General features: G+C 44.1%; 7 protein-coding genes, 1 tRNA gene and 1 rRNA gene. 5 read left to right on the top strand and 4 right to left on the bottom strand.

Annotated features, from left to right (window positions below):
* Positions 1–183: 183 nt before the first annotated feature.
* On the bottom strand, positions 184–2,202 hold the full coding sequence (gene rep / locus AACW75_RS19915) for a DNA helicase Rep (RefSeq protein WP_017076483.1): 2,019 nt from the start codon (positions 2,200–2,202) through the stop codon (positions 184–186).
* Positions 2,203–2,382: 180 nt separating this feature from the next.
* Between rep and AACW75_RS19910 the strand changes: the two genes are divergently transcribed.
* The 4 genes from AACW75_RS19910 to ubiK all read left to right on the top strand — a co-directional run bounded on the left by AACW75_RS19910 (position 2,383) and on the right by ubiK (position 7,595).
* On the top strand, positions 2,383–2,964 hold the full coding sequence (locus AACW75_RS19910; RefSeq protein ID WP_017076482.1) for a TetR/AcrR family transcriptional regulator: 582 nt from the start codon (positions 2,383–2,385) through the stop codon (positions 2,962–2,964).
* Positions 2,965–2,982: 18 nt separating this feature from the next.
* Positions 2,983–4,089: an efflux RND transporter periplasmic adaptor subunit gene (locus AACW75_RS19905; protein ID WP_017076481.1), complete on the top strand. Its 1,107-nt coding sequence runs from the start codon at positions 2,983–2,985 to the stop codon at positions 4,087–4,089.
* 11 nt (positions 4,090–4,100) lie between these two features.
* The gene (locus tag AACW75_RS19900) at positions 4,101–7,223 is read left to right on the top strand and encodes a multidrug efflux RND transporter permease subunit (protein ID WP_017076480.1); all 3,123 of its coding nucleotides are present in this window, start codon (positions 4,101–4,103) and stop codon (positions 7,221–7,223) included.
* A 120-nt stretch (positions 7,224–7,343) separates the two neighbouring features.
* On the top strand, positions 7,344–7,595 hold the full coding sequence (ubiK, locus tag AACW75_RS19895) for a ubiquinone biosynthesis accessory factor UbiK (protein ID WP_017076479.1): 252 nt from the start codon (positions 7,344–7,346) through the stop codon (positions 7,593–7,595).
* A 160-nt stretch (positions 7,596–7,755) separates the two neighbouring features.
* Here the strand turns inward: ubiK and ilvC are convergent, their stop codons facing one another.
* Entirely contained in the window at positions 7,756–9,240 is a 1,485-nt protein-coding gene (gene ilvC, locus AACW75_RS19890) for a ketol-acid reductoisomerase (protein ID WP_017076478.1), read from the bottom strand.
* A 146-nt stretch (positions 9,241–9,386) separates the two neighbouring features.
* Here ilvC and ilvY point away from each other — a divergent pair, with 146 nt between their 5' ends.
* Positions 9,387–10,277 (top strand): HTH-type transcriptional activator IlvY, encoded by an 891-nt coding sequence (gene ilvY / locus AACW75_RS19885; RefSeq protein ID WP_102551027.1) that lies wholly within the window; start codon positions 9,387–9,389, stop codon positions 10,275–10,277.
* Positions 10,278–10,396: 119 nt separating this feature from the next.
* Here ilvY and AACW75_RS19880 read toward each other — a convergent pair.
* Together AACW75_RS19880 and rrf are read right to left on the bottom strand one after the other, a co-directional pair.
* Positions 10,397–10,487: transfer RNA gene (locus tag AACW75_RS19880), tRNA-Ser, on the bottom strand.
* Positions 10,488–10,558: 71 nt separating this feature from the next.
* Positions 10,559–10,674, bottom strand: a 5S ribosomal RNA gene (gene rrf / locus AACW75_RS19875).
* Positions 10,675–10,678: the final 4 nt, after the last annotated feature.

The raw sequence follows: 10,678 nt of genomic DNA, 5'->3' as shown, positions 1-10,678 counted from the left end.
TCATTAATTATGTTTAGAGCTTGAGAAACATCCATAAAAAAATCCAAGTGCATTAAATACACTTGGATTTTGACAGCTCTGAAGGATCCTTCAACCGATCACTTTGGCTTTAACTGATCGGCATTAGACCTTAATGGTCACCTTTTTTTTTGCGCAGCGTTTATTTTTATCAAAGCGCCAACATCACTTCTTATTGAACATCGCGCGAATATTTGCAATATGCGCCTGCCCTTTTTCCATTCTTTCTTCTGCTGACTGTGGCTTCTTCACGCTCTCCCATTCAACGTCATCATGAGGCAGCTCATCAAGAAAACGGCTTTGTGTTGGCTTAATCAATTCACCGTACTGACGGCGTTCACGACATTTGGTAAAGGTGAGTTCTTTCTGTGCGCGGGTTATGCCTACATACATTAAGCGACGTTCTTCTTCTACGTTACCTTCATCGACACTGGTTTGGTGAGGCAAAATACCCTCTTCAGCCCCCATCAAGAATACATACGGAAACTCTAGACCTTTCGAAGCGTGCAATGTCATTAGTTGAACTTGGTCTGCATCATCATTATCTTCCCCGCGCTCCATCATGTCGCGTAAAGTTAAACGTTGAACAACCTCGCGTAGCGTCTTCTCTTCTTTATCATAGTTATCACCTTCGAGGTCGGCCACAATCCAGCTATAGAGATCAGACACGTTCTTCATTCGCATCTCTGCGGCCTTCGGGCTTGGAGAGGTTTCGTAGAGCCAATCTTCGTAATTGATGTCACGAACCAAAGAGCGAACCGCCTCAACTGTATTACCACGTTCAGCATTATCTGAAATTCGAACAATCCAATCGCCGAAGCGACGCAGGTTTTCTAAACCTCGCCCAGTCAATGTTTGTTCCAATCCCATCTCAAAGCTTGCTTCATACAGGCTCTTACCACGCATGTTGGCGTAACTGCCTAGCTTCTCTAAAGTCACCGGGCCAATCTCACGACGTGGCGTGTTTACAATACGCAGGAAGGCGTTGTCATCATCAGGGTTCACCAACACTCGTAGGTAAGCCATGATGTCTTTAATCTCAGCTCTAGCGAAGAAAGATGTACCGCCAGAGATCTTGTAAGGCACACGGTTCTGCATCAAGGCTTTTTCAATCAAGCGCGATTGATGATTACCTCGGTAAAGCACTGCGTAATCTTTGTATTCTGTGCGATTCAAAAACTTGTGGGCGATGATCTCGCCGGTAATACGCTCAGCTTCATGCTCTTCATTCTTAGCATTCAATACCTTGAGCTTTTCACCGTCCGGAATTTCAGAGAACAATGACTTCTCATAGACGTGAGGGTTATTAGCGATCAAGATATTCGCCGCACGCAAGATGCGACTGGTTGAACGATAGTTTTGCTCTAGTTTGATTAAACGAAGGTTCGGGTAATCCTCACCTAGCAAAACCAAGTTTTGCGGCTTTGCGCCACGCCATGAGTAAATAGATTGGTCATCATCACCCACTACCGTCAAACGACCACGTTCTCCCACCAATAAACGAACCAACTCATATTGGCTGGTGTTGGTATCTTGATACTCATCGACCAGTAAATAGCGAATGCGAGACTGCCAGCGCTCACGGACTTCTTGATTGGTTTTCAGTAACAATACCGGCATCGCAATCAGATCATCAAAATCGAGCGCGTTGTATGCCTTCATCTGTTTCTGATACATCTCAAAACAGAATGCAAAAAGCTGTTCTTGTTCGCCTTGAGCTCTTGCTTTCGCTTGATCTGGCGTCAGCATGTCGTTCTTCCAATTTGAGATGGTACTCATCAAAGAACGTAGCAGATCCTTATCACCATCGATCTGTGTTTCGGTTAGTTCTTTAAGTAGAGCTAACTGATCTTGGTCATCAAACAGCGAGAAGCCCGCTTTAAGGCCCAGAGCTTTGTACTCGCGGCGAATGATAGTTAGCCCCATGGTATGAAAGGTAGAAACGATCAACCCTTTCGATTCATTTTTCCCTAAGCTCTGCCCTACGCGCTCTTTCATCTCACGTGCCGCTTTATTGGTAAAGGTTACCGCTGCAATATTACGAGCCTTGTAGCCACACTCTTGAACCAAGTAAGCAATCTTGTTGGTGATAACACGTGTTTTACCCGATCCAGCGCCCGCTAATACTAAGCAGGGACCAGAAACATACTTCACGGCTTCATCTTGTCTTGGGTTCAGTCTCATTTGATTCTCAATTTGGTCTAGAGGGGCGAATTAAATTGCGCGCCTATAATAATGCTGCAATAGCACGAATGCTACGTTCTCTTATACAAGATTTTTACGGTGTTTGTGTAAAACTTTGTTGCACATGTGTATGGTTCTTGGGCTATAATGAATGAACGTTCATTCATTGGTGATTGAAAGATGACAACTCATGCACCTCAGGATAAACGCCAACAAATACTTTCTGCCGCTGAAAAGCTAATTGCAGAGGTCGGTTTTCAAGGCCTTTCAATGCAAAAATTAGCAAAAGAAGCAGGAGTGGCTGCAGGCACTATCTACCGCTACTTCGACGATAAAGATCACTTGATCGATGATGTTCGAGTGCTCGTGACTCAACGGGTAGCAGATGCTGTTCAAGAAGGGGTTAATGATTCGGATCCAATTAAACAACGCTATCGTACGATGTGGTTAAACATATGGAACTTAGCAGGAACGAACTTAGCCGCGATAAAAAACCGGGTTCAATATGACTCTCTACCCATCAAAAATAGCCTAAACTTCAGGGAACTAGAACGTGAAATGTTTGCCCAAGTTGAGCTGTTATTTAATGAAGGTAAAGAGCAAGGACTGTTTAAACCACTTAATAACGAAGTATTAGGTGGCTTGAGCTTAGCGGCTAGCGTATCTCTAGCACGCAAGCATTCTTTAGGATTTTACCAACTCGACGAGGCAGAATTAGAATCTGCAATAGAAGCCAGTTGGGACGCAATAATTAAACACTAGATCGGAGTTCTGACCATAATGAAAAAGTGGACTTTCTTCATGTTATTCATCGCTGTACTGCTTTTCGGCAGCGTTATTGGGTTCAACATGTTCAAACAACAAAAAATTGCTGAGTTTATGGCCAACCGCCCTGAACCAGAGTTTCCAGTAACGGTTACTGAGGTTCAGCCGATCGACTGGGTTCCTGTGATTGAAGCAATCGGCTTCATTGAACCAAATCAAGGTGTCACGCTAGCGAATGAAACCAGCGGTGTTATTGACCAAATCTCTTTTGGTTCAGGAACTGATGTTAAAAATGACCAACTTCTTGTTCGTCTTGATTCTGGCGTAGAAAAGGCAAACCTAAAGAGTTCTGAAGCTCGCCTGCCTGCAGCAAAAGCAAAATACAAACGCTACCAAGGTCTGTTTAAGAAAGGCTCTATTTCAAAAGAAGCATACGATGAAGCAGAAGCAAACTTCTACTCTCTATCTGCTGATATTGAAAGCCTAAAAGCATCTATCGAACGTCGTGAAATTCGCGCTCCTTTCGATGGCAAAGTGGGTATTCGTAACGTGTACCTAGGTCAATACCTGCAATCAGGTACAGATATCGTTCGTTTAGAAGATACAAGTGTCATGCGCCTGCGCTTTACTGTATCTCAAACAGATATCTCTCGTATCAATGTTGGTCAGGCTATCGACATCTTTGTTGATGCTTACCCAGAGAAGCCGTTTGAAGGCTCTATCAGTGCCATTGAACCAGCGGTAAGTATCCAAAGTGGTCTTATTCAAGTTCAAGCGGATATTCCAAACAATGATGGCCAACTTCGTAGCGGCATGTTCGCTCGCGCTAACATCATTCTGCCTAAACTAGAGAACCAAGTAACTTTGCCTCAAACAGCAATTACTTTCACTCTATATGGTGACAATGTTTACATCCTTACGGAAGAAGACGGCGTTCAACGTGTTGCTCAACATGTTGTGAAAGTTGGTGAGAGAACAGCGGATATCGCACATATCCTTGAAGGTGTTAAAGCCGGCGATACGGTTGTAACTTCTGGCCAAGTACGTCTAAGTAACGGCGCCAAAGTTAAGATTGTTGAAAGTGATGCAATCACTCCACCATCTGAAACACCTAAGCTGTAACTGGAGGCACAATGCGCTTTACTGATGTTTTTATTAAACGTCCAGTTCTAGCGGTATCCATCAGCTTTTTGATTGCTCTGCTTGGCTTACAAGCAATCTTCAAAATGCAGGTGCGTGAATACCCTGAAATGACGAATACCGTAGTAACCGTGACCACGAGTTACTACGGTGCAAGTGCCGATCTTATCCAAGGCTTTATTACCCAGCCCCTCGAACAGGCTGTGGCTCAAGCGGATAACATCGACTATATGACTTCTTCTTCTGTATTAGGTAGTTCAACGATTACCGTCAACATGAAGTTGAACACCGACCCGAATGCAGCACTGTCTGACATACTGGCCAAGACAAACTCTGTACGTTCTCAGCTCCCTAAAGAAGCCGAAGATCCAACAGTAACTATGTCTACAGGTTCAACGACGGCTGTACTCTACATTGGTTTTACCAGTGATGAGTTGGTATCGAGCCAAATTACCGATTATCTAGAGCGCGTAATCAACCCGCAGCTATTTACGGTCAATGGTGTATCTAAAGTCGACCTATACGGTGGTATGAAATACGCTCTACGCGTGTGGCTTGACCCATCAAAAATGGCCGCTGTTAACCTGACTGCATCTGATGTAATGACGGTACTAAACTCTAACAACTACCAATCAGCAACAGGTCAAGCAACGGGTGAATTTGTTCTTTATAACGGCAGTGCCGATACGCAAGTTTCGAACACTGAAGAGTTAGAGAACTTAGTCGTTAAAAGTGGTGAGGGTGAGATTATTCGCCTGTCTGACATTGCTAAGGTTTCTCTAGAGAAAAGTCACGATATCTACCGCGCAAGTGCCAATGGCCAAGAAGCGGTTGTTGCCGCGATTAATGCGGCACCAAGTGCCAACCCTATCAATATTGCAGCCGATGTTCTGGAACTTCTTCCTCAACTAGAGAAGAACCTTCCGAGCAACATCTCAATGAACGTAATGTACGATTCTACGATTGCAATTAACGAGTCAATTCAAGAGGTTATAAAAACCATTCTTGAAGCGGCTTTGATCGTATTGATTGTAATTACGCTGTTCTTAGGTTCATTCCGAGCAGTACTGATACCTATCGTTACCATCCCACTGTCTTTAATTGGTGTGGCTATGGTAATGCAGGCGATGGGCTTCTCTTGGAACCTGATGACGCTCCTGGCAATGGTACTGGCCATCGGTTTGGTGGTAGATGATGCGATCGTTGTACTCGAAAACGTCGACCGGCATATCAAGCTCGGGGAGTCACCGTTCCGAGCGGCCATCATCGGTACTCGTGAAATCGCGGTACCTGTTATCGCAATGACGCTAACGCTAGGCGCGGTTTACGCACCGATTGCAATGATGGGTGGCATCACAGGCTCACTATTTAAAGAGTTTGCGTTAACTCTGGCCGGTGCTGTTTTTGTATCGGGCATTGTGGCATTGACGTTATCACCAATGATGTGTTCAAAAATGCTGAAAGCTCACGCTGAGCCGAGCAAGTTTGAAAAGAAAGTACATAGTGTACTGGATGGTATGACTAACCGTTATGAGCGTATGCTTGGCGCGGTAATGCAACATCGTCCAGTATTCATTGGCTTTGCTGTTATCGTATTTGCAAGCTTGCCGTTGTTGTTCAAGTTCATCCCTAGCGAATTAGCACCTTCAGAAGATAAAGGTGTAATCATGCTGATGGGTACAGCACCATCGAATGCGAACTTAGACTTCATGCAAAATACCATGAATGACGTAAACAAAATTCTGTCTGATCAGCCAGAAGTTGCTTACGCACAGGTATTTACTGGGGTGCCTAATGCAAACCAAGCATTTGGTATCGCATCTATGGTTCCTTGGAGTGAGCGTGAAGCAAGCCAGTCAGACGTAGCTAACCGCGTTGGTACTTTGGTGAAAGATGTTCCAGGAATGGCCGTCACTGCATTCCAAATGCCAGAACTACCAGGTGCAGGCTCAGGTCTTCCAATTCAGTTTGTAATTACCACACCAAACAGTTTTGAAAGCTTGTTCCAAATCACGACTGACATCTTGGCGGATGTAGCTTCAAATCCGCTGTTCGTTTATTCAGATTTGGATCTGAATTACGATTCAGCAACGATGAAAGTACACATCGACAAAGATAAAGCAGGCGCATACGGCGTGACCATGCAAGATATCGGTATCACGCTTGGTACTATGATGTCTGATGGCTACGTAAACCGTATCGACTTGAATGGCCGATCTTATGAGGTTATCCCTCAAGTTGAACGTAAGTTCCGTTTGAATCCAGAGTCGATGAACAACTACTACGTACGTGCTGCAGACGGTAACGCTGTTCCTCTAGGTAGTTTGATTACGATTGATGTTGTGGCAGAGCCTCGTTCTCTTCCTCACTTCAACCAATTGAACTCAGCAACTATTGGTGCTGTACCCGCTCCAGGCGCTGCGATGGGTGATGCAATTGCTTGGTTTGAAGACACGGCAGCGAATAAGCTTCCAAGTGGCTACAACCACGATTACATGGGTGAAGCGCGCCAATATGTAACAGAAGGTAGCGCACTGTATGCGACCTTTGGTCTGGCACTGGCTATCATCTTCTTGGTATTGGCGATTCAGTTCGAATCTCTTAAAGATCCTTTAGTTATCATGGTATCTGTACCACTTGCGATCTGTGGTGCCCTCATTGCTCTGGCATGGGGTGCGGCAACGATGAACATCTACTCACAAGTTGGTTTGATCACCTTGGTGGGTCTGATTACCAAGCACGGTATCTTGATCTGTGAGGTAGCGAAAGAAGAACAGCTACACAATCACAAGACTCGTATTGAGGCAGTAATGGAAGCTGCGAAGGTTCGTCTTCGTCCAATCCTGATGACAACTGCTGCGATGATCGCGGGCCTAGTTCCATTGATGTACGCAAGTGGTGCAGGTGCTGCTCAACGCTTTAGTATCGGTATCGTAATCGTTGCTGGTCTGGCGATTGGTACTATCTTCACGCTATTTGTACTGCCTGTTATATACAGTTACTTGGCTGAGAAACACAAGCCTCTACCTGTATTTGTTGAAGACAAAGACCTAGAAAAACTAGCTCGCGTCGATGAAGCAAAAGCAGCACACAGAGAATTAGCTGACAACAAGTAATCGCTAAATCGTATTAATAATTAAAAAGGCTACTTCGGTGGCCTTTTTTTATACGCTATAGGCGACATCTCAAGTGTGATTAAATAGAATAGTGGTAAATAGTCAGGAGTTTTAATTGATATGTTTGATCCAAAAAAGCTAGAGCAAATTGCTAAACAGATTCACGATTCTATGCCTCAACCAGTAAAAGAGCTTGGTTCAGACGTAGATCAAAAAGTTCGCCAAGTTATCCAAGGCCAACTGAATAAGTTAGATGTTGTAAGCCGTGAAGAGTTTGATGTTCAAACTCAAGTATTGCTGCGCACACGCCAGAAACTAACTGAAATGGAACAAAAGCTAACTGACTTAGAAGCAAAGCTTTCAGATAAGTAATAATTAGCTTTAATCAGTTCAAGTTCGAATAAAGGCTTACCTTCAGGTAAGCCTTTATTTTTATCCCTTAACCAAATAACCTTCTTAAGGTTATGCTGCAGACATAAAAAAGCCCCGAACAAGTGTTCAGGGCTTTTTTCATTCAGTTATGAGCTGAAGATTAACCGCCTACAGCGATACGCTTCATGTCACTCATGTAGCTACGTAGCTCTTCACCAATGTACTCTACAGGGTGATTACGGATAGCTTCATTTACTTCGATTAGCGTAGCGTTATCAACTTGGTTAGATGTTTCACCTAGACCGCGGCCGATTACGTCAGTTGCTACTGAAGGCATGAACTTCTCACGTAGTAGCGGTGTCGCTACGTTAGCGAATAGGTAGTTACCGTACTCAGCTGTATCAGAGATTACTACGTTCATTTCGTAAAGACGCTTACGAGCAACAGTGTTTGCGATTAGTGGAAGCTCATGTAAAGACTCGTAATAAGCAGACTCATCAACGATACCAGATGCAGTCATAGCTTCGAATGCTAGCTCAACACCGGCACGAACCATAGCAACCATTAGGATACCGTTATCGAAATACTCTTGCTCTGATATTTCTACGTCAGAAGTTGGGTAATTTTCGAATGCAGTTTCGCCTGTCTCTTCACGCCAGCCTAGTAGGTTCACGTCATCGTTAGCCCAGTCAGCCATCATCGTGCTAGAGAAGTGACCAGAGATAATGTCATCCATATGCTTGTTGTAAAGCGGACGCATTAGGTCTTTTAGTTCTTCAGAAAGCTCAAACGCTTTAACTTTAGCTGGGTTAGATAGACGATCCATCATGTGAGTCACGCCACCAAACTTAAGTGCTTCAGTGATCGTTTCCCAACCATATTGTAGAAGTTTACCTGCGTAACCTGGTTCAATACCGTCAGCAATCATCTTCTCGTAAGATACGATAGAACCCGCTTGTAGCATGCCACAAAGAATAGTTTGCTCACCCATAAGGTCAGATTTAACTTCAGCGACGAAAGAAGACTCTAGACAACCAGCACGGTGACCACCAGTACCAGCAGCCCAAGCTTTAGCGATATCCCAGCCTTCGCCCTTAGGGTCGTTTTCTGGGTGAACAGCGATCAGTGTTGGAACACCGAAGCCACGCTTGTACTCTTCACGTACTTCAGAACCTGGACACTTAGGAGCAACCATAACAACCGTAAGATCGTCACGTAATTGCATGCCTTCTTCAACAACGTTGAAACCATGAGAGTAACCAAGAGCAGCACCTTGCTTCATTAGAGGCATTACCGTCTCAACTACATTGGTGTGCTGCTTATCAGGAGTAAGGTTAATCACAAGGTCAGCTTGTGGGATTAGCGTTTCGTAGCTACCTACTACGAAGCCATTCTCGTCAGCATTTTTGAATGATTGACGCTTCTCATCAATTGCAGCTTGGCGTAGTGCATAAGATACGTCTAAGCCAGAATCACGCATGTTTAGACCTTGGTTTAGGCCTTGAGCACCACAACCAACAATTACGATCTTCTTACCTTCAAGATATTCAGCTTCCGTCGCGAATTCTTCACGATCCATAAAGCGGCAACGACCTAATTGGTCTAGTTGTTCACGAAGGTTTAATGTATTGAAATAGTTAGCCATTCTAGGGCACTCCTTTAAAAATAAGTCCGTAAGGTCGATATCTCTCTATCGAATGACTTCATACTAAAACAGACACTCCATTGCTGAAAGTGATATATTCACAATTAGTTATTGCAATAAATGCAACATGGAAACGATCACAAAACATGAACATAAAATCTCTTCAATTATTTATACATTTATGTGATAGCAAAAGTTTCAGCAAAACCGCTGCGGCTATGCACGTCAGTCCTTCAGCACTTAGCCGCCAGATACAAAAGCTTGAAGAAGAAACAGGGCAAGAGCTGCTTATCAGAGATAACCGAAGCGTTGACCTTACTCCTTCAGGGAAACATCTACTTCCAGTCGCATTAAACATCGTTGGGGAGTGGCAGCAATACAATCTTCATTTGAAGGGTGGCGAACAAGAACTAAAAGGAGAGATCCGCATCTTCTGTTCTGTAACCGCAAGCTATAGCCACCTACCAGAGCTCATTACCGAATTCAGAGCTATTCATCCTTATATCGAGTTTAAGCTATCTACTGGTGACCCCGCTCAATCCATCGACAAGATTTTAAACGATGAAGCTGATATCGCCATTTCAGCTAAACCGGATATTCTCCCTTCAAGGTTAGAATTTGAAACCATCAGCGATATACCTCTTTCCGTAATAATCCCATCAGGTGTTAGTAGCTTTAGCCAGCAACTGCAATCCGAGAAACCAAATTGGAATGAAATACCTTTTATTATTCCAGAAGCAGGTACAGCGCGTGAACGTGCCAATGCATGGTTCAAAAAGATGAAGATAAAACCTAGCATCTATGCTCAAGTATCAGGTCATGAAGCAATCGTAAGTATGGTGGCACTAGGTTGTGGAGTTGGTATTGCTCCTGATGTAGTGATTAACAATAGTCCAGTAAGGGATAAAGTCGACCGCTTAAAGATAGAGCCGATCAAACCATTTGAGTTAGGTGTGTGCTGTAAGCGATCGCAGCTTGATAACCCTCTTATAAGAGCTTTCTGGCGAGTGGCAGAAGGTAAACATATGACGGACTAATCGGAAGGAAACTCCTGTAAGCAAAAAGAGAAGAGCACGTCAGTGCTCTTCTCTTTTTAATTTCTTCATATTGCAGATAAGAAAAAAGCCCGCTGATTTCTCAGCGGGCTTTTCAATGGTGGTGGAGGGATAGGGATTTGAACCCTAGAACCGCTATTAACGGTTGCCGGTTTTCAAGACCGGTGCTTTCGACCACTCAGCCATCCCTCCAACAAATTGTCATCAACAGATTAGTACACTGTAGATGTTGTTACATGTATATACAGGTAACGATATTTAAAGCCTGGCGATGTCCTACTCTCACATGGGGAAACCCCACACTACCATCGGCGCTATTGTGTTTCACTTCTGAGTTCGGCATGGAATCAGGTGGGTCCACAATGCTATGGTCGCCAAGCAAA

Source organism: Vibrio sp. L3-7, from assembly GCF_963898195.1.
Lineage (GTDB): Bacteria > Pseudomonadota > Gammaproteobacteria > Enterobacterales > Vibrionaceae > Vibrio > Vibrio echinoideorum.
Note: the sequence above shows the minus strand (reverse complement) of the source record. Positions and strands in the feature narration are given on the sequence as shown.